Genomic DNA, 19,151 nt, shown 5'->3' on the forward strand with positions numbered 1-19,151 from the left:
AGTTGTAAGTAATAAGTTTTAAGTTGAAAGCACAAAGCTGAAAGTATTATTAGCTTGATTAAAATCTTAAATATTAATACATTCAAGTCCTTCTCCTTTAGGACACAGTCCTCAACTTAACGAATCTTTGATTGTGGTTTAATAAACAATGTTAAGTTGACAACCAAGTCCTTTAGGAACAGGATCTAAGATGAGGTCTTTTAGCCTTATGAAAATCCTCTCCGCTGACCAGATAAGGGCACTTGATGCCTATACAATTAAGAACGAGCCAATTACATCCATCGACCTAATGGAGAGGGCTTCAGTAACTTTTGTTAATTGGTTTATAAAACGATTTAAGCCGCATAGAGAAGTTTATATTTTTTGTGGTCCGGGAAACAATGGTGGCGACGGACTCGCAGTTGGCCGTTTATTGACCCATGTACAATATTCTGTTAAGGTCTTTATTTTTTCTTCCGACAGATATAGCAAAGACTTTGACATTAATTTAAAAAGACTTGAAAAGCTTGTAACTATTACCAAGATCAATTCAAAGGAAGATATCCCAATTTTATCTATAGGAGGAATTGTTATTGATGCAATCTTTGGCTCCGGATTGTCAAGACCTGTTGGTGGCTTATATGCAGATATTATAAAATCTATTAATGATTCGAAAGTTACTAGAGTTGCAATAGATATAGCTTCAGGACTTTTCTGCGATGCAAATAATGAAGATCCAGTTAAGCTGAAGGTTGATTATACCTTTACATTTCAATTACCGAAACTTTCATTTCTGTTTCCTCAGAATGAAGATTACACTGGTTGCTGGGTTATAGGAGATATCGGACTAAATAAATCTTTTATTGAAAGTCAAAGTTCGGCGTTTACTTATGTTGAAGAAGAAGAAGCTTTTTCTGTCGTAAAACCAAGAAGTAAGTTTAGCCACAAGGGGGACTATGGAAAAGTATTGATTATGGCAGGCAGCTACGGAATGATGGGGGCGGCAGTTTTAAGTGGAAAGTCTTGTTACAGAGCAGGAGCAGGATTAGTAAAATTCCATTCGCCTAGGTGTGGTGTTCAAATATTGCAGTCTTCCTTGCCAGAGGCTATTCTCAGTGTTGATCCGGAAGAAAATTTTATCTCAAGCCTTCCTGACATTTCAGGTTTTAATACAGTAGCTGCAGGACCCGGATGGTATGAAGGGGCTGAATCGGCATTTCTTCTACAGCAGATTTTTGAAAATAAGAATATTAATCTTGTGCTTGATGCGGGGGCTTTAAATGTATTAAGTAAAAACAAGGAACTATTGAATGCACTCCCACAAAATACGATCCTTACTCCACATCCTGGTGAATTCAAAAGACTCGCTGGAGAGTTTTCAAATGATTATTCAAGATTAGAGGGACTCAGAAAGTTTTCACAAAGATACAAATGCATCATGGTATTAAAGGGCGCAAACACTATGGTTGCATTACCGGATGGAAATGTAAGCTTCAACAGTACAGGTAATCCGGGAATGGCTACTGCGGGGAGTGGAGATGTATTGACAGGCATTATAGCCGCTCTTCTGGCACAGGGATACAGTCCAGCAATGGCCTCTAAATTAGGGGTTTATTTACATGGATATGCAGGAGATCGTGCAGCATCCAAATCGGGAACAGCATCAATCATCGCAGAAGATATTATTGATGGTGTTAAAGATTTTTACCTGGAATTCGACAAGAAATATAGTGCCTCATTATGAGTCTACTTTCACAACAGTCCCTGAAGAGTCGTAAAGCACTTCTCTCAGTTGGCCTCTATATTCGAAGTTGGCTTCATATTGCTTGTTTTTCTTTTCTTCCCATTTAACTTTCACATCAGTAGGAAAGTCACTGTAAAAGGCATTGATAACAGGGTCAGGAACCTGTGCAGGATCCAGGTTTTTATTGCAGGCAAATGCAGTCATTACCAGGGCACAAATGATGATTTTCTTCATTTTTTATCCTCTTTAAAAATTAAACCTCAGAAAAATGGATATTGTTGGAAACAAATTCTTCTTATCTCATTTGGCCTGATGTTTGTTAAGTTTAAAAAGCCATTGGCAGTTCAAAAAACCAATAAATCATTATGGTCAATTGTTTTATTACAGACTATAATGATTTGATAAACAGTGATAAAATTTTAATAATTAATCCTGGTTAAAATTTAAAAATGTTTTATTCGTTTCATAATTTCTTGCAGACCTTACGAATAAAATTTAATTTTAACTTTAGATGCTGATTTAGAATATATGAAACTAACTTCGAAACTAACTGTAATCTTCATAATGCTAATTTCTGTTGGCATTCTTTCATTTACATTAAATAAAAATGACAATCCATTTACCGAGGAATATCTGATTGAGCCCTCAGAACTAGCCAGAATTCTGAATAGTTCCACGGCCAAACAACCAGTCATTTTTAATATGGGACCTATGCAACCTATTAAAGGATCTGTAAATGTGGGTATTGGAAACAGTACTTCTGGAATGAATCAACTTCAGACTAAAGTGAGCAAGCTAAATAAAAATCAGTTTATTGTTATTTACTGTGGGTGCTGTGCAATGCAAAATTGTCCTAATGTAAAGCAGCCTTACGATTTCCTTAAAAATGCTGGTTTTGAAAATTTTAAAATTCTTAATATTAAAAGTAGTTTGAGTGAAGATTGGGTAAACAAAGGATATCCAATGAATTAATTAATCTAATGGTAATAGATTTCAAGAAAGGGCCTTTTAAAAGGCCCTTTTTTTGTTTTATCGAAATCTTTTAAATATTTATCGAAGAGGTGGCTTTTTTTGCGAAACGTTTTTAAAACATGAAGTCTAATAGATATAAATATTAAAAGTTTTACCCCAAGGGAATATATTTTTTAAACTTATTGTCCGAAATATTCCCTTAGGTTTTTTTATTTTTTTAGCTATTATTTTTACCTGGGGGCTGAAGTGATATTCAGCCTTCTTTCTTTTTATATAATAACCAAACAATTACATTCTCTTGATGTTCCTTTATTTATGGAAGAAATAGTAAAGTCAATAACCACTGCATTGGCAAGAGGGGCGGAAATTGCGGCAGCGTTAGTTATTGGCATTGCTTCTGTCAGGGCAATTGCAATGTTTTTAGGTAATTATTTTAAAAAGTTAGCACCCCAAAAAATATCCATTGAAGACATCCGCCTTTCCTTAGGACGTTCTCTGGCATTGGCTCTGGAATTTCTTTTAGGTGCAGACATTCTTAAAACTGCCGTAGCTCCGACGTGGAATGAAATTGGTCAGCTTGCAGCAATAGCGGTATTACGAACAGCCCTTAACTTTTTTCTGGACCGGGAACTTAGAAATAATGAGATTAGCAGGTCTGGTGAGTCTGCAAGCTGAAAAGCTATTGGTAAATAGGTAAAAATCAGAAAGTATAAAAGCAAAAAGGCAACTAGTTAACCAGCTGCCTTTTTGTGTAATTTTAAGTTTAAATTTTTATTGAGCAGTGAAGGTGCCCTTTGCTTGTACTGGTCCAAAATCGGTATCAAAGGCAGTATTTGCAATTAAAGTAGTGCTTGTAATTGAAGTAATATTAAAAGTTCTTTCACTTTCTGTTCCTTTGTCCATAAACAAAGTTTTTTGATCAGCTGAAAGTTCCCATGTGCCGGAAGTTTGAAGAGCTGGCGAACAAGTCTTATCTCCATCGTTTAAGGCGTATGTACCCTGTTCGCTGTATGTAATGATATCATCTTTATAGCAATCCACATAAGTTGCATATAACGGATTATTGTAAACATCTATGGAATCACCCAGAAAAGCCTTTGCACCTGTTAATTTCCAGTTTTTCCCAACGAGAAGCTCTTTAGTATTAGTATTTTGAGGCGGATTACTTGGAGTGGCATCATCATCCTTGTCTTTTTTGCAACCGGCGAAAACCAATAGGCCTGAAAGAGCCAATAGTGTCAGTTTTAATTTCATAATCTTTAAGTATGGATTGTTTATAATTCGTTAATGATAAATATTTCAGATAGCTAAAAAGTAAACAGGAAAATCAAAACATCTTAAGTTCATTTCTATTTTCGATAACTTTTAAGCTAAATTTAGTATTAAAGTTTGAGCTAAACGAAATTATTTTTCTAAAATAAATATTGACAAATTCCCGTTTTTAAAATTGCCAAGAATTTTAAATTATCTGTATGGTTCATATTATTTCGCTCCTTTTTATGATATTAGTGATGGGGTGCGCCTCTAATACTTCAGAGGCCTGTTTTACAGATAAAAAGAGACCAAAGAAAAACAGGAAAAAAGAGGTAATTATAATATATGAACGTCAAAAACCAAGTTTCCAATGAATAGAAAAATACAGATATTATCTCTGACATTATTTGTACTCATATTATCTGCCTGTGCCGCAGGTAAGAAGGGTTGCAATACCTGTCCTGATTTTGACAAAAAAGGGAAAAAATACCCTAAGGCTAAAAGTAAAAAAAGGGCTTCTGTGTCATTTGAAACAGTTCATTTTTTTGTTTAAAACACCTTCTATCTATTTTTTACTAATTTTTTAATTCTATGAAAAAAGTAATACTGTTTGTGTTCGCAATACAGATGGTCCTTGTGCCTGCTTGTACAGTGTTTAAAAAGTCCTGTGCAACCTGTCCATCTTATCCTAAAAAACCGAAAAAGCCAAAAAACAAAAAGAGGATATCTTATTCCAATCCGGGAAAAGATATCCTCTTTATTATTTAAAACTAGATTTGTGCTATTAAAACTCTGCGCTTTGCGGAGTTCTTGGGAAAGGAATAACATCTCTGATATTACCCATTCCTGTTACGAACAACATTAATCTTTCAAAGCCAAGTCCGAAGCCAGAGTGAGGTGCCGTTCCGAATTTTCTTGTTTCAAGGTACCACCAGATATCCTGCTCATGAATCCCCACCTCTTTAACCCTGCGAAGCAGTTTTTCATAGTTTTCTTCTCTCTGAGATCCACCAATGATTTCTCCGATACCAGGGAAAAGCACGTCCATTGCTCTTACAGTTTTTCCATCCTCATTTTGCTTCATGTAAAAAGCTTTAATCTTTTCAGGATAATCTGTCAGAATTACAGGTTTTTTAAAGTGTTTTTCAACAAGATAACGCTCATGCTCTGACTGAAGGTCAGTTCCCCAGTCGACTTTGTACTCGAATTTTTGTCCGCTTTTTTGGAGTATTTCAACCGCAGTGGTATAAGACACTCTTTCAAAAGGTGTATTGACAACAGATTTTAACCTGTCGATCAATTCCTTATCATACATTTTATTCAGGAATTCAAGATCGTCAGAGCAGTTGTCAAGTGCATATTGCACCAAGTATTTTAGGAATTCTTCAGCCAGATCCATGTTGTCATGGATGTCATAAAATGCCATTTCAGGCTCAATCATCCAGAACTCAGCAAGGTGTCTTGCAGTATTGGAGTTTTCAGCTCTGAAGGTAGGTCCGAAGGTGTAAATTTCACCAAGTGCCATTGCTCCCAACTCACCTTCCAGCTGACCGGATACTGTCAGATTGGTTTCTTTTCCGAAGAAATCTTCTTTATAGTTAACAGATCCGTCAGGATTTTTAGGAGGGTTTGCAGCATCCAGAGTTGTTACCCTAAACATCGCTCCCGCACCTTCAGCATCAGAACCGGTAATGATCGGTGTATGCAGATATACAAATCCTTTGTCATTGAAGAATTTATTTACCGCAAAAGCCATGTGGTGTCTGATTCTCAAGACAGCTCCAAAGGTATTCGTACGGGGACGTAAATGAGCGATTTCTCTTAAAAATTCCAGAGTATGTCCTTTTTTCTGCAACTGGAAAGTTTGAGGATCAGCAGTTCCCAGAACTTCGATTTCTATTGCCTGCAGTTCAACAGGTTGTCCCTGTGCAGGAGACTCAACAAGCTTTCCTGTGACAGAAATGCAGGCTCCTGTAGTGACATCTTTAAGATTTTCTTCACTGAAAGAAGAAGCTTCTGCTACGATTTGTATATTATTTATAGTAGAGCCGTCATTAAGCGCTATAAAGGAGACATTCTTATTTCCTCTTTTCGTCCTTACCCAACCTTTTACATTGAATGATTTTCCAAACTCCTTGGAATTCAGGAGGTGTGTTATTTTTGTTCTTTTCACAGTCAAAAAAGAATTAAAACTAAAATTGAAACATTAAAATCTGATAATCTGTTAGCAAAAAAAGGATATTTTACCTTTTTAGGCAAAGTTTTATCAAAATATAATAATTTTGTCGGGGTCGGCATGGTTTTTGGCTTCCCAGAATTTTCAAATTTTTAATGTCGGTTTTTATGCAAAAATTAGGATTAAACCAGACTTTACAACAAAAACTTTCACCTCAGCAGATTCAATTTATAAAACTGCTGCAGATCCCTACTGCCGAGCTGGAGAGCAGAATTGAGGAAGAGCTTGAAATAAACCCGGCACTGGAAGAAGGTAAAGAGGATTATTCTTCGGAGGAAAGTCAGTCTGAAAGTGAATATGATCAGGAGGAAGGTGAAGGAGATGGCGATAATTATAACGATGACGAATTAAGTGTTGAAGACTATATCCGTGATGATGATATCAGTGGATATAAAATGGTCGGAGATGGTCCTAGTGAAGATGAAGACAAAGAAATGCCCATAGCCAGCGGTTCTACACTGGCCGATTCACTTATCAGTCAGTTAGGATTCCTGAAGCTGGATGAACGTCAGACGAATATTGGAAAACAACTCATCGGAAGCATTGACAGTGATGGCTATATTCGAAGAGAATTAGAGCAAATTGTAGATGATCTGGCTTTTGGTCAGAATATCGAAACCAATGCAGAGGAAATAGAAAAAATACTTTTCAGAATTCAGCAATTTGATCCTGCAGGTATAGGTGCTCGATCTCTTCAAGAATGTCTTATTCTTCAGCTTGAAAGAAAAGACGATACTGATCCTGCAGTTGAAGTTGCGCTTAAAATTGTTGAAGAAAACTTCGAAGAATTTACTAAAAAACATTACGATAAAATCCAGAAAAGACTGGATATCGATGATGACCTTATGAAACAGGCCATACATCTGATTACCAAACTGAATCCTAAACCTGGAGGAGGTGCTGTTGATGACGTCAAAACTCAATACATTATTCCTGATTTTATTTTAGTCAATAATCATGGAAAACTTGAGCTTTCTCTGAACTCCAGAAATGCTCCAGAGTTAAGAATCAGCAGATCGTATACTGAAATGTTTGATACTTATGACAAAAGTGCCAAGAAAGATAAAAAACTTAAGGAGGCAGTGTCGTTTGTCAAACAAAAACTTGATGCAGCCAAGTGGTTTATTGATGCTATCAAGCAGAGACAGCTGACGCTTATGCGAACCATGGAAGCCATTGTAAAATATCAGTATGACTTTTTTCTGGAAGGAGATGAAGCCAAACTGAAACCAATGATATTAAAAGATATCGCAACGGAGATTAATATGGATATTTCAACAGTATCCAGAGTGGCAAATAGTAAATCTGTTCAGACAGAATTTGGAATTTACCCATTAAAGTATTTCTTTTCAGAAGGAATTTCCACAGAATCAGGGGAGGATGTCAGCAGTAGAGAAGTGAAACATATTCTTAAGGAAATTATTGATGCAGAAGATAAGAGGAAGCCTTGTTCAGATGAAAAACTTGAAAAACTTCTGAAAGAAAGAGGCTATCCGATTGCAAGAAGGACAGTCGCAAAATACAGGGAACAATTGAATATCCCTGTTGCCAGATTAAGAAAGGAATTATAAAGAGTGGTAACAAGATACAAGCAAGCAAAAAGAAAATTCAAAATTTTAAAAAGTACAGCGACAATACTCTCTGTACTTTTTCATCCTGTAATACTGCCAACATATGTGTTCGCTTGTTTGATCTTTTTTGCTCCTGCTACTTTCAGCACGCTTAGTGAACAAGGCAAATACTATCTCTTGCTGCTTATATTCATTACAACTTGTATTTTACCTATTTTCCTCATGACCATCTTCCTGCAACTCACCAACAGGACGATGAATCTCAAGGCTTTTTTTATGGGAAACAGAAGGGAAAGGATCGTTCCTTACCTGATTACTGCAATATTTTATAGCAGTCTGGCATATTTCTTTGATGCTTATCTGCACATGAGTGGATTGATAATATATCTGGTCGCAGCGATAGGAGTAACAATTCTGGTGCTTTCCCTAATTACGCTTTTTTATAAGGTTAGTGCTCATGCAACCGGCCTTTCAGGATCTGTTGTAATATTGGTAATGCTTTCAATGAGGTTTGCGGATAATGATTTGTTTTACCCTATATTAACCTTTATTCTAATATCCGGTTTTGTCATGAGTTCCAGATTATTTCTTAAAGCCCATACAGGAATGGAAATCATTACTGGAGTCTTAACAGGATTTATTGTTAACTTTTGCATATTTTATTTTGTTTTAAACGGATAACAAGATCATGTACCAGCATATTTTATTGGAAAAAAAAGGCGGAACTGCAAGATTAACTCTGAACAGACCGGAAGTGTATAATGCTCTTAATGAAACCCTTTGCAGAGAAATTCAGCAGGCTTTAAAAGAAGTTAATGATGACAAAACGATAAAAGTCTTAATTCTAACCGGAGCTGGAAAGGGCTTTTGCAGTGGTCTTGATCTGAAGTCAATCAATATTAAAGATTCCAGTGTATCTGATGTCGTTAAGGCTTTGTTCAACCCTATGGTAACATGGATAAGAACACTCAATATCCCTGTAATTGCTTTGGTAAACGGACCTGCAGTAGGAGCTGGATGTTCACTGGCATTAGCAGCTGATATGGTGATTGCAGAAGAAAATGCATCTTTTGGGTTTTCATTTGTAAAAATAGGTTTGATTCCGGATACTGGAATATCTTATTTTTTACCGCGATTGGCTGGAAGTCTCAAAGCATTCGAACTTTTCGCTTTGGGAAAAACAATTACTGCTACGGAGGCTGTGCACTATGGCCTAATAAACACTGCTATAAAACAAGAAGAGCTGGAAGATACAATAGAAAAATTAGCGGCTTATTTTGTAGCTGCTCCGACCAAAGCCATCGGTTTTATAAAAAAACTGGTTACGGAATCCAGCGAAAACTCTTTATCTTTAATGCTGGATAAGGAAGCTGTCTTCCAGGAAAAAGCAGCTCACACAAATGACTTTAAAGAGGGAGTTGCAGCATTCATAACTAAAAGGAGACCTGATTTTAAAGGAGAATAGATATTCATTCTAAGCTTCTTTAAAAGGAGGAAAATGTTAAGCCTACAAGAAATGGAGTTGCATCCGGTCCTTTGTTATCATTAAAAAGCTTGTTTAAGCTGTAATATCCATATAAACTCATTCCTCCAATACCTATCCGGGCTGTAAGTCCATAACGAAACCTGTTAACGTTAAAGTCTCTTATTTCTTTTTCCTTAACTGTTTCGTCATTTTCCTTGAATTTTACTTTTGTCATTGACTTTAAAAGGACGCCGGCTTTAAATCCTACAGCCACTTTGACAGCCCTTGGCCAGTAACGTTTAGATTGAAATCTTAATTCAAGCGGAACATCCAGATAAGTCAGACTTAATTTTGACTTTTTATATGTTTTTTCAGGATCCATATCTGCAAAGACGACTAAAGAGTCCTGAGACATAAATAGATTGGTGTTTTTTGCTGAAAAGGAATAATTGTCAAAAGCCAGACTGATCCCTGGGGTGAAATAGAGTTTTTTGACAATTTTTACATGAAAATAGTGGCCAAAAGCTGCCCCTCTTGATCCCCAAGCGCTTAAATCTAATTCCCCCGGATGATCAGCCAGTTGATTCAGGTACAGATCCAGTCTGAAAGCCCTTATGAGGTGCCTGCCCTTATATTCGTCATGACTGGAAGTAGAATCCGAACTTGTTTTTGCACTGGTATTAAAGGCAATAAGAAGAAATGAAAGGTAAAAAAAGATATTTCTCATGGAGCACGTTTTTACTTATCGTAAACTTAGGTAAAAAAGGAATTGTTTCAGGAATTGTTTGAAGTAATTTGAAATCTATTTTAAAAAAGCAGATTTATTTTATAGATTTGCACTCCTTAATTGGAAAATGCACTCGTAGCTCAATTGGATAGAGCATCTGACTACGGATCAGAAGGTTTGGGGTTCGACTCCCTACGAGTGCACAAAATTAGATGGTAATCTGCTTATAAATAGTCGGTTACCATTATTTTTTTATAGACAGTTTGAGTGAGTGGTTGAGATTTTGCTAATTTTTATAACAATTGTTTTTTCACTTAACTCAATATTATTCAAATTTAGAAATTGACTGTAAATTGGTTTTCGTATCCTGTTTTAAGACTTTACAGCAATCAATCAGCAAGTACACACAGTTTTGAGTGAAAATAATTTCATACACACCAAGAAGATTTTTATGAATAAAGAAATCATTTTTATGTTCTCAGGCCAGGGTTCTCAATACTATCAAATGGGAAGGGAATTATATGAAAATAATACCGTATTCAGCTATTGGATGGACCATTGTAATGAAATCGTTGCTCCATTAATTCAAAACTCATTAGTTGAAATTCTTTATGGGCAGGAGGGGAAGAGCCAACCATTTGATCGCTTGCTTTATACTAACCCTGCTTTATTGTGTGTGGAGTACTGCCAGTTCAAAGTACTTAAAGAGATGGGTATTCAGCCAGATTACCTTATTGGTTATAGCCTTGGTGAATTAATAGCTACTATAGCTTCCGGTGCTGTATCTCTGGAAGATGGGATTCGCTTAGTTATAAATTTAGCCAGACTTGCCGAAGAAAAGACACAGCCTGCATCGATGTTGGCAATCATGGAATCAGAAAGTATTATAAACAAATTTCCAGAACTGTTTGCCGATTGCAGATGCACCGGAACAAATTTTCAGGAGAATTTTGTAGTAGGTGGTTTGCCTCATGCAATTCAGAATTTGCATCTTAATTTAAATAAGTTCAATATAATCTCTCAGGTACTGCCAGTTAAACAAGGATTTCACACAGAATTTATTGATCCGATTGAAGCGGAAGTGAAGCAATTGGTGAGGAGTATTAATCTATCAGAAATGAAAATACCAATTATATCATCAGCAAAATCTGAGGTTGTTAAAGTACTGAATGAAGATTATTTCTGGGAAGTAATTCGCTTACCTGTTAATTTTGAATTTACCATTAAGAGAATTCTTGAGGTAGGCGATTATATTTTTATAGATGCGGGGCCGAGCGGGACTCTGTCTACTTTTGTCAAATATATTCTTTCTTCTAATGCCTGTTCCGTTTCTCTGCCAATGATCAATCAATTCGGAAGCGATTTGAGTGCTATTGAAAAATTGAAAACTTCTTTTTTCTCGAACGTAAGCTGAAAATTTGTCAGGTGAAGAGCTCATTAAAATGAAAACTATTTTTTTTCATCTTGCCTATCAATCCTGTTACGGATTGATACCAGGCGTTTATTGCTTTGTAATATACGTAAGCTTATCATAAGCCTGTTGGTAACTCAGAAACCATAAATAAATTGTTGGCAATAATATTTTGCCAGAATAGTTTTTATAGTCTCTTTGTTATGAGAAAACTAAAAAGCAAATATCCATTTTATCTTTCAGGTCATACCTTGTGGGTATATGCATTTATTTTAATGCTTTCGTTTTTGTCGAGTAAGGTTATAGCGGAAGGCACTAAGGAGTTAATGCCCAGATCCACTGATCATGGCGTCGTTCAGATATTCGACCGTTCCAGATTATTTATGACCTATGATGCCCCTAAAGAAAACCGACTCAATATTCATATCTGCAAAGCTGGTGAAGTTATTTATTTCGGCTTTAATCAACCGGATGAAGATGTTTACTTCAGGCTTAAAAGTCCTGATGGGTCTGTAGTAATAGGACCTACCTTATTGCCTTCCTCCGGTGCTGGTTTTATTACGAACTTCAGTCAGGCAGTAGCAGGTCCTGTACAATTATCTCCTGGTGGCTATGATGCCCTTTCATATACTTCTCTTACAGATGGAGATTATTATATTGAGTTTAATCCGGTTTCTCCAACAACAATAACAAATTCAAAGAGATACTTTGATCTGTTTGATATAACTGTTGCTGACGGAAATACAGCTAGGCCCGGACGGTTATGGTCTTACACATGGGATATCAATACTACCAATGCTGATTATTCTTTCAATGGGAAGATGTATGTGCTGTCAACGGATAGTATTGTTACTTCAATTGACTTTAACGGGATTCAGCCTTTTGGTGCTACCATCAGCGCCAACTCAAAAGGATGTACAAATACGGGAATGGCCATTAACGACAGAATCAGTAGGGTTGGCAATGTAACTTATCCTGAATATAAAATCTTTCTTAATGACCCTGATCCACATTGTTATCCTACAGGTACCTTCGGTAATTTCTTACAAAAACCATTTATAAGCGGATGTGATCCTGATAACAGGTGTATAAACATTTCTGTAGATAAGCCAGGGAAGATAGAAGTACTTTTGGATATAAATGACCAGGATGGTTATCAGGCTAATACTACAGATAGAATCCTATCAGCTTCTGTTACGAAGGGACAGAACTGTATCAAGTGGAATACAAGAGATGGTAAAGGGAATATAGTGCTCCCCGGAACATCGGTTGAAATAGAGATAAGTTATGGAAATGGAATCACGCATCTTCCGCTTTATGATGTTGAGCATCATAAAAACGGATATATCGTAGATTTGGTAAGGCCGACAGGCTCTAAGCCCCAGCTGTTCTGGGACGATAATCAACTCAAAGCGGGAACTGCTATTGATGGACTTGCCAATCTTATCGGATGCTCCAATGCAGGAGGTTGTCATCAATGGAAAGACAGAGGTACTGACGATTGCAAGATAGAGTGTCCCGAAACAATAAATACCTGGTGGTATGCCAGAATGGTAAAAGAGAAAGTTGAATATCTGGTGTCACATCCCGGGGTAGATGCAGAATCAAGAAACAGACCCGGCGAAATTAATGACACACTTGTTTGTGTTAATGTTTCTAACTTCCGTCTGAGTGGTAGTTTAACAAATGCTTCAAGTGTTCAATGGGTTGGAGGTGCTGGAGTTTTTAATTCTTCACGTGTTGGACTTAGCCCTGAATATAAGCCGACTGAAGAGGAGAGAGAATCGGGATTGGTTAAGTTATATCTGAAATCAGATGCACAGGAGAATTGCCCTTCGGCTACAGATTCCATACTGATCCGTTTTAAGAAACTTCCGAAAGCAGAAGCCGGTGACTCTCTTATCTTATGCGAAACAACAAAAGTGATTAATCTGAATGGTATTGTCAAAAATGCTACAGGTGGTATCTGGTCAGGAGGCAATGGTATTTTTGGTGATAATAATAAACTCATTACAACATACACACCTTCTGCTGCTGAGTTAAAATCAAATTCATTTCGGTTAAGACTAACTTCAGTAAATGCATCTCCATGTCCGGATGTATTTGATGAGGTTAAGATTATATATAACCAAGCACCTTCCGTAGAAGCCGGTTTACCAATCAGTGTATGCACAGATAAAGATTCAGTTTTGATATCAGGAAGCAGTAAGAATGCTACTGACATAAAATGGAGCGGTGGAATGGGAAGCTTTTCTTCCAATTCAAAAGCGCAAACTTATTACAGATTTATTCCGGTTGAAAAAACAGGACTTGTTACACTTACCTTAAAGGCAGAGGGAGTAGCCCCATGTGGTCCTGTTTCTGATGAATTGAAAGTTTTATTTAATCCATTACCCTTTGTAGATGCTGGTATTGATCTGAATAAATGTACAGGTGACATGGCTATTTTCGAAGTGAAATCTTCTCTTTCATATTCTTATGAATGGATAGATGAGTCAGGTATTGTTGTGGGTAAAGAGACTACACTGAAAGTTATTTCCTCTGCTGATCGAACTTTTATTCTTAAGGGGAAAGATATCAATGGATGTGTATTTTCAGATACGGTACAACTTATAACAAAATCAACTCCAGTATTAAGCCTTCCAAAAGATGTTTGTCTCAATGATTCTTTGAGGATCAATGCTGTCTCTCAACCGTATTCTTTGGCTGGTACCTACACATGGAAAAAAGATGGAGTGATAATGCCTGATAAAACTACCTCCGTTATTGATATAATTGAATCAGGTATTTATGAGGTAGATTTTAAGAACGGGAACTGCAAAGCTTCCGGAAAAACTGTAGTGTGGCCTTCTCCGGCTTTAGCTCTGTCAGATTCAATTATTGAATGTGAAAATACAAAAGTTGTTTTATCTGCTAATAATATTGAGAATGTTTCTTATACTTGGTTTATCAATCATTCTCAATTACATTTTAATACAACATCTATAGAAGCAATTTCTTCTGATTCAATTCAAAAGTATTTTGTTGAAGTAAAAGACAGTAATGGCTGTAAGGATAAAGACAGTATTGTTCTGATAGGAATTCCTGTGCCAAAGATTGTTGCAGCAGATACTGGAGTTTGTGCTGGAAAAGAAGTTGTACTAAAGCCTATCATTACTAATACGTTTAATGCAATCGGACTTTCACTCGAATATAGCTGGTCGATTGATGGAAGACCTACTGATATTCATGATGACATTTATCATGCCTCTTCAGCAGGGGAATATAGAATTTCAGTGAAAGTTGGAAGTTGCAATTCCGATAAATCATTTATTGTACAAAGTTATCCTGCACCTCCCAGGTCGCTTCCTGAATTAGTAAAGTTTTGCAGGGAAGAGATACCCTTCTATGAACTTTCAGCAGGAATCGGAAAAAGATATCTATGGTATCAGACTGGGGATACGACTCAGTCAATAAGCATTGCATTGCCAGGAAGATATTCTGTTTGGATTACTAATGAATATGGTTGTACTATTGAAGACGCTACTGAACTAAGAGAGGTATGTCCTCCGAGATTGTATATCTCTAACTCATTTTCTCCAAATAAGGATGGAAAGAATGACACCTACGAAGTCTTTGGTTCAAACTTTACAAATTTTAGAATGCTGATTTTTAACCGATGGGGAGAAATAATTTTTGAAAGCAAGGACAGGAATGATGTATGGGATGGTCAATACAAAGGAGAATCCATGCCTATAGGTGTATATCCATGGGTAATCACTTATGAAGGCGATTCGGAAGAATATAAAGGTCCATATAAAATGGAAGGTAGTGTTACAATTGTAAGATAATGGTAGTAGGCAAAATGAAGTTGGGCTTAAGATATTGGAATCTGAAATTAGTAATAATGGTTTTGATAGCAGGTCTGTTTGTTACCATTAATAAGGTAAAGGCACAGGACATTCAGTTTTCGCAGTTTTATGCTAATACTTTATATTTAAATCCGGCATTTGCAGGAAGCACACATGACCTGAGAGGTGTGCTGCATCAACGTCTTCAGTGGCCTAAGCTTGAAGCGAAATATATAACATCCTCAGCAAGTCTTGATACTTATATCAAGAAAACAAAAGGAGGCGTTGGATTAATTTTAATGAAGGATTGGCAGGGAGCAAATACAATAAGCTCAACAGATATCGCTCTTCAATATGCTCAGGAAGTTAATTTTTCCTCGAAATTTTCAATGAGGTTTGGCTTGCAGGGAGCTTATGTCTCAAGAAATATTAGTTACGCACAATTAACATTTCCTGATCAGTATACGGACGGTGGGTATTCTGGCGTTCCTACCTCGGAATATTTTGGGGTGAACAGAAAAAACTTCTTTGATCTTTCTGCAGGAACATTATTTTATACAGATAATCTATGGCTCGGAATTTCTGCCCATCATATTAATATGCCTAACCAGTCTTTTTACAATGAGGTAAACAGACTGCCAATGAAAATAGGTGTTGTAGGAGGTTACAAAATAAAATTGGATGGGGGAGAGGCAAATAGTCCTGATAAGACCAGCAGATATTCCCTTACTCCTACTTTTTATTATAAAATGCAAGGTAAATCAGATCAGCTGGACGTGGGCATATACGGGATGCATGATGATCTGATGTTAGGGTTTTGGTATAGAGGGCTGCCTATAAAACGTTATGAAAGAAATCAGAATAATGAATCTATGATCGTCCTGTTGGGATATAGAATAAAAAGATTGGTTATCTCTTATAGCTATGACTTTACAATTTCAAAACTGAATACTGCTCGCACCGGTGGTTCTCATGAATTTAATCTTACGTACATTTATCCATTGCCATTGAAAAGGAAAATGTATAAAAGACTTCCATGTCCTAAGTTTTAGTTAGTTTCATAGTCATAAGTAGATATTTTTTAGTTTTTTATAGATTTTTTCAACTAATAAAACTATTTTATCCACTTATGCTTTAGTAGAGCAATGTGAGATGTGATTATTCTAATCAAATTTTAATTTCATTGTTATCCAATTTGTTCTGTTTGGCATGATGTCTGTTATAGGTTTCCCTCTTATTTTATGAGGTTTTGTAGGGATGAAGATAGAATTATAGTAGTAAGTAGTAAATTAAATTTTAAGTAAAAAGTCATGATGTTTTTGTTTGATATTTCATTGCCATTTAAAGATCCTGTATTAGTATTTTCAGTGGTATTGTTTATCATATTCTTTGCACCTATTGTGTTAAAGAAGTTCAGGATACCAGGAATTATAGGTCTTATTATATCAGGGGTGATTGTTGGTCCTAATGGTTTTAATCTTTTATTGAGAAATTCCGGGATCGTTCTTTTCGGTACAGTTGGTCTTTTATATATCATGTTTCTTGCGGGGCTTGAAATTGACCTCAATGATTTTAAAAAGAACAGAAATAAAAGCCTGATATTCGGGGCACTTACCTTTTTTATACCTCTAACATTAGGATCTCTTGTTTCTTATTACGTCCTACATCTAAGTATTCAGGGCTCGGTTTTACTCGCTAGTATGTTTGCTTCTCATACTTTAGTTTCCTATCCGATAGCAAGTAAACTTGGACTTACAAAAAAGCAAGCGGTAACCCTTGCCATTGGAGGTACTATCATTACGGACACAGCGGTGCTCTTATTGCTGGCTGTTATTACTGGTTCTGTAAGTGGTAACCTTGATTCAGCCTTCTGGGTGAAATTAGCCATTTCCCTTGCAATATTCGGGTTTATAGTACTCTTTATCTTTCCAAAAGTTACCAGGTGGTTTTTTAAGAACGTCGAAGGAGATGGAGGTGCACAATACATTTTTGTGTTAGGAATGGTATTCGCGGCAGCTTTTTTATCTGAGGTTGCTGGAGTAGAGCCTATTATCGGAGCCTTCCTGGCAGGCCTCTCGCTCAACAGACTTATACCTCATACTTCACCATTAATGAATAGAATAGAATTCATTGGCAACACATTGTTTATCCCGTTTTTCCTTATCAGTGTGGGAATGATAGTAGATATAAAAGTTTTATTTAATGGTTATCAAGCGCTTTTTGTCGCAGGAGTATTGATTGTTCTTGCATTGTCCACTAAATGGGTGGCGGCTTTTATCACACAGAAGATATTTAAATTTTCTTCTATAGAGAGAAATTTAATATTTGGATTAAGCAGTTCGCACGCAGCAGCCACGCTTGCGGTAATACTCGTAGGTTTTGACCTGAAGCTTTTTGATGAAGCTATACTTAATGGAACCATACTCCTTATTCTGGTTACCTGCATGGTGAGCTCTTTTGTGACAGAGAGCGCCGGAAGAAAGTTGGCTATAGCAGAATCAAAGGGTGGGGCAGAATATCATGAAATAGAAGAAAGAATTTTAATTGCCATAACTAATCCTGCAAGTATAGAGTCTAAGATCGATATGGCTGCAATGTTAAAGGAATCGGATAAGTCCCAGCCAATCTATGCTGTTTCAGTTGTAAATGATGATGAAGAAGCAAGAGACAAACTCATTCAAAATAAGAAGATGGTGGAGAGGGCTATCAAGCATGCAGCTTCTTCAGAGAATAAACTTGAGGTTGTATCAAGGATCGATCTGAATATTGCCAATGGAATTGCCCGTGCTGTAAAAGAGCTGATGATTACTGAGATCATTATCGGTTGGCATGAGAAGAATACAACTACTGAGAAGTTGTTTGGTACTGTGCTTGAAAACCTTGTCTATCGCACTGACCAGATGATCGTGGTAACGCATACTCATCAACCATTGAATACCATCAAAAAAATTATAGTCATGGTTCCTCCAAATGCAGAACTGGAGATTGGTTTTAAAAGATGGATCCACATGGTGAAGAAATTATCCAAACAGATTAATAGCCAGGTAATCTTCTTTGGTGTATCTGAGTCCCTGCAACATTTAAAAAAAGCAGTAAATGAAAGTAAGCCGGGAATTGATGCTGATTACAAAGGTTTTTCCGATTGGGATGACTTTCCGTTTTTTTCCGGTCAGCTCAAAGGAGATGATCTCTTCATTGCTATTTCTGCAAGGAGGTCAACATTATCTCACACCATATTTATGGATTCTATACCAAAATTATTGCAGAAATATTTTGATAAGAATAACTTCATGCTTGTTTATCCTGAGCAATTCAGTGAAGATCCGGAAAATAGAAATCTTCAGCTGGATGGAATGACTACATCCATGATAAGAGAAGATTTACAGAGATTCAATAAAATTGGTAAGATATTGAAAGGGGTTATAAAATGGCATAGGAAATAAATATGAAAAGGAATAGAGTATTATATTTCTTTATTATTATAGGCCTTATCGGTATTGGTTTAGCTGCTCGGAAATGGAAGATTTTTCTCCCTGATTTAATCAATGTTTATCTCGGCGATGCTATCTGGGCAGCGATGATCTATTTCGGCATAGCCTTTATTTTTAACAGGAAAAGTTTATCATTCATTGGAGTACTTTCTCTAACATTCTGCTATTGTATTGAAGTCAGTCAGTTTTATCATGCACCATGGATTGATGCAATAAGAAATACCAGAATCGGTGCTCTTATTCTTGGTTTTGCATTTTTGTGGAGCGATATTCTCGCTTACACATTAGGAATTGGGTTCTCATTCCTGGGGGAATATTTCTTTTTTAAGGGAAAACCAAAGGAAGTAGATGCTGTAGCTTAGTATTAGTCAATGCTTTAATTCTGTTCTACATGTTTTTTTAAGACTTTTTTGATTCATTATTGCTATAAACTTTAATGGTTTTTTAGACGTTTCTTTATATGCAAATCTT

At 36.4% G+C, this 19,151-nt stretch carries 17 protein-coding genes and 1 tRNA gene; 14 read left to right on the top strand and 4 right to left on the bottom strand.

Features of this window, described 5'->3' with window-relative positions; genetic code table 11:
- The first annotated feature begins 190 nt into the window (after positions 1–190).
- A complete protein-coding gene (locus MYP_RS05195; protein WP_231570010.1) occupies positions 191–1,723 on the top strand; it encodes an NAD(P)H-hydrate dehydratase in 1,533 nt (510 codons plus the stop codon).
- Here MYP_RS05195 and MYP_RS05200 read toward each other — a convergent pair.
- The gene (locus tag MYP_RS05200; RefSeq protein WP_045459554.1) at positions 1,718–1,957 is read right to left on the bottom strand and encodes a hypothetical protein; all 240 of its coding nucleotides are present in this window, start codon (positions 1,955–1,957) and stop codon (positions 1,718–1,720) included. The two genes, MYP_RS05195 and MYP_RS05200, sit on opposite strands and share 6 nt — an antisense overlap.
- Positions 1,958–2,251: 294 nt before the next feature.
- On the opposite strand from MYP_RS05200, the gene MYP_RS05205 reads away from it, so the two are divergent.
- Both MYP_RS05205 and MYP_RS05210 read left to right on the top strand, forming a co-directional pair.
- Positions 2,252–2,695: a rhodanese-like domain-containing protein gene (locus MYP_RS05205; protein WP_045459556.1), complete on the top strand. Its 444-nt coding sequence runs from the start codon at positions 2,252–2,254 to the stop codon at positions 2,693–2,695.
- 315 nt (positions 2,696–3,010) lie between these two features.
- Positions 3,011–3,370 (top strand): DUF1622 domain-containing protein, encoded by a 360-nt coding sequence (locus MYP_RS05210; RefSeq protein ID WP_045461012.1) that lies wholly within the window; start codon positions 3,011–3,013, stop codon positions 3,368–3,370.
- A 96-nt stretch (positions 3,371–3,466) separates the two neighbouring features.
- On the opposite strand, the gene MYP_RS05215 is transcribed toward MYP_RS05210, so the two are convergent.
- Positions 3,467–3,949, bottom strand: a complete 483-nt coding sequence (locus tag MYP_RS05215) for a lipocalin family protein (protein WP_045459558.1) — start codon at positions 3,947–3,949, stop codon at positions 3,467–3,469.
- A 370-nt stretch (positions 3,950–4,319) separates the two neighbouring features.
- On the opposite strand from MYP_RS05215, the gene MYP_RS05220 reads away from it, so the two are divergent.
- Complete coding sequence (locus MYP_RS05220) at positions 4,320–4,502, top strand: hypothetical protein (RefSeq protein ID WP_045459561.1); 183 nt, start codon at positions 4,320–4,322, stop codon at positions 4,500–4,502.
- 38 nt (positions 4,503–4,540) lie between these two features.
- Positions 4,541–4,717, top strand: a complete 177-nt coding sequence (locus tag MYP_RS26015; RefSeq protein ID WP_156140339.1) for a hypothetical protein — start codon at positions 4,541–4,543, stop codon at positions 4,715–4,717.
- 16 nt (positions 4,718–4,733) lie between these two features.
- Here the strand turns inward: MYP_RS26015 and asnS are convergent, their stop codons facing one another.
- Positions 4,734–6,122, bottom strand: coding sequence for an asparagine--tRNA ligase (asnS, locus tag MYP_RS05225; RefSeq protein WP_045461015.1), 1,389 nt, complete (start codon positions 6,120–6,122; stop codon positions 4,734–4,736).
- A gap of 170 nt (positions 6,123–6,292) precedes the next feature.
- Between asnS and rpoN the strand changes: the two genes are divergently transcribed.
- From rpoN to MYP_RS05240, 3 genes are read left to right on the top strand one after another with little or no spacing between them, the layout of a single operon-like run.
- The gene (gene rpoN / locus MYP_RS05230; RefSeq protein ID WP_045459563.1) at positions 6,293–7,756 is read left to right on the top strand and encodes an RNA polymerase factor sigma-54; all 1,464 of its coding nucleotides are present in this window, start codon (positions 6,293–6,295) and stop codon (positions 7,754–7,756) included.
- Between the two features lie 3 nt (positions 7,757–7,759).
- Positions 7,760–8,437 carry a hypothetical protein gene (locus MYP_RS05235; RefSeq protein WP_045459566.1) on the top strand — a complete coding sequence of 226 codons (678 nt, stop codon included), beginning with the start codon at positions 7,760–7,762 and terminating at the stop codon, positions 8,435–8,437.
- 7 nt (positions 8,438–8,444) lie between these two features.
- On the top strand, positions 8,445–9,221 hold the full coding sequence (locus MYP_RS05240; RefSeq protein ID WP_045459568.1) for an enoyl-CoA hydratase/isomerase family protein: 777 nt from the start codon (positions 8,445–8,447) through the stop codon (positions 9,219–9,221).
- A 19-nt stretch (positions 9,222–9,240) separates the two neighbouring features.
- Here the strand turns inward: MYP_RS05240 and MYP_RS24755 are convergent, their stop codons facing one another.
- Positions 9,241–9,948, bottom strand: coding sequence for an outer membrane beta-barrel protein (locus MYP_RS24755; protein WP_052429965.1), 708 nt, complete (start codon positions 9,946–9,948; stop codon positions 9,241–9,243).
- A gap of 129 nt (positions 9,949–10,077) precedes the next feature.
- On the opposite strand from MYP_RS24755, the gene MYP_RS05250 reads away from it, so the two are divergent.
- From MYP_RS05250 to MYP_RS05275, 6 genes are all read left to right on the top strand, one after another.
- Positions 10,078–10,151 (top strand) — tRNA-Arg (locus MYP_RS05250).
- Positions 10,152–10,399: 248 nt separating this feature from the next.
- A complete protein-coding gene (locus MYP_RS05255; protein WP_045459570.1) occupies positions 10,400–11,362 on the top strand; it encodes an acyltransferase domain-containing protein in 963 nt (320 codons plus the stop codon).
- Between the two features lie 200 nt (positions 11,363–11,562).
- Positions 11,563–15,189 (top strand): gliding motility-associated C-terminal domain-containing protein, encoded by a 3,627-nt coding sequence (locus MYP_RS05260; RefSeq protein WP_045459572.1) that lies wholly within the window; start codon positions 11,563–11,565, stop codon positions 15,187–15,189.
- Complete coding sequence (locus MYP_RS05265) at positions 15,189–16,241, top strand: PorP/SprF family type IX secretion system membrane protein (protein ID WP_231570011.1); 1,053 nt, start codon at positions 15,189–15,191, stop codon at positions 16,239–16,241. The genes MYP_RS05260 and MYP_RS05265 overlap by 1 nt, the downstream gene beginning before the upstream one ends.
- A gap of 258 nt (positions 16,242–16,499) precedes the next feature.
- On the top strand, positions 16,500–18,632 hold the full coding sequence (locus tag MYP_RS05270; protein ID WP_045459575.1) for a cation:proton antiporter: 2,133 nt from the start codon (positions 16,500–16,502) through the stop codon (positions 18,630–18,632).
- 2 nt (positions 18,633–18,634) lie between these two features.
- A complete protein-coding gene (locus tag MYP_RS05275) occupies positions 18,635–19,042 on the top strand; it encodes a ribosomal maturation YjgA family protein (RefSeq protein WP_197060014.1) in 408 nt (135 codons plus the stop codon).
- The last annotated feature ends 109 nt before the right edge of the window (positions 19,043–19,151 follow it).

This window comes from Sporocytophaga myxococcoides (genome assembly GCF_000775915.1).
In the GTDB taxonomy this organism is placed as follows: domain Bacteria; phylum Bacteroidota; class Bacteroidia; order Cytophagales; family Cytophagaceae; genus Sporocytophaga; species Sporocytophaga myxococcoides_A.

Bases quoted from the DNA above. Each gene is read 5' to 3' on its own strand.
- MYP_RS05195 (WP_231570010.1), top strand. From the start codon at position 191: ATGAGGTCTTTTAGCCTTATGAAAATCCTCTCCGCTGACCAGATAAGG.
- MYP_RS05200 (WP_045459554.1), bottom strand. From the start codon at position 1,957: ATGAAGAAAATCATCATTTGTGCCCTGGTAATGACTGCATTTGCCTGC.
- MYP_RS05205 (WP_045459556.1), top strand. From the start codon at position 2,252: ATGAAACTAACTTCGAAACTAACTGTAATCTTCATAATGCTAATTTCT.
- MYP_RS05210 (WP_045461012.1), top strand. From the start codon at position 3,011: ATGGAAGAAATAGTAAAGTCAATAACCACTGCATTGGCAAGAGGGGCG.
- MYP_RS05215 (WP_045459558.1), bottom strand. From the start codon at position 3,949: ATGAAATTAAAACTGACACTATTGGCTCTTTCAGGCCTATTGGTTTTC.
- MYP_RS05220 (WP_045459561.1), top strand. From the start codon at position 4,320: ATGAATAGAAAAATACAGATATTATCTCTGACATTATTTGTACTCATA.
- MYP_RS26015 (WP_156140339.1), top strand. From the start codon at position 4,541: ATGAAAAAAGTAATACTGTTTGTGTTCGCAATACAGATGGTCCTTGTG.
- rpoN (WP_045459563.1), top strand. From the start codon at position 6,293: ATGCAAAAATTAGGATTAAACCAGACTTTACAACAAAAACTTTCACCT.
- MYP_RS05240 (WP_045459568.1), top strand. From the start codon at position 8,445: ATGTACCAGCATATTTTATTGGAAAAAAAAGGCGGAACTGCAAGATTA.
- MYP_RS24755 (WP_052429965.1), bottom strand. From the start codon at position 9,948: ATGAGAAATATCTTTTTTTACCTTTCATTTCTTCTTATTGCCTTTAAT.
- MYP_RS05255 (WP_045459570.1), top strand. From the start codon at position 10,400: ATGAATAAAGAAATCATTTTTATGTTCTCAGGCCAGGGTTCTCAATAC.
- MYP_RS05260 (WP_045459572.1), top strand. From the start codon at position 11,563: ATGAGAAAACTAAAAAGCAAATATCCATTTTATCTTTCAGGTCATACC.
- MYP_RS05265 (WP_231570011.1), top strand. From the start codon at position 15,189: ATGGTAGTAGGCAAAATGAAGTTGGGCTTAAGATATTGGAATCTGAAA.
- MYP_RS05270 (WP_045459575.1), top strand. From the start codon at position 16,500: ATGATGTTTTTGTTTGATATTTCATTGCCATTTAAAGATCCTGTATTA.
- MYP_RS05275 (WP_197060014.1), top strand. From the start codon at position 18,635: ATGAAAAGGAATAGAGTATTATATTTCTTTATTATTATAGGCCTTATC.